This is a genomic window from Paraburkholderia sp. SIMBA_054 (assembly GCF_046534875.1).
GTDB lineage: Bacteria > Pseudomonadota > Gammaproteobacteria > Burkholderiales > Burkholderiaceae > Paraburkholderia > Paraburkholderia hospita.
In genome coordinates, this window is record NZ_JAWRXV010001893.1 from 1 (window position 1) to 229 (window position 229).

Below are 229 nucleotides of genomic sequence, written 5' to 3' on the forward strand. Positions count from 1 at the left end.
CGGCAGCTCGTAGCCGCCCATCTTCGGATCACCGGCGTTCTCGTCCGGATACACGTCGATCAGCTTCACCACCCAGTCGCTGTCGCTGCCGCTGGTCGATGCCTGCAGGTTCACCACCGGCACGCCGCCGATCGCCAGCGGCTCGGCCAACGGCTCGGTGACGTAGGTCAGCACGTCCGGGCGGCCGTCGACGAAGCGCTGGTCGTGGACCAGCCAGGTCGTCCACATG

Annotated in this window: 1 protein-coding gene; it reads right to left on the reverse strand. The window is 68.1% G+C overall.

Annotated elements, in window-relative coordinates:
- Positions 1-229 (reverse strand): CocE/NonD family hydrolase C-terminal non-catalytic domain-containing protein (locus SB822_RS61620; protein WP_410859737.1); only part of this gene is annotated, 229 nt, incomplete at both ends.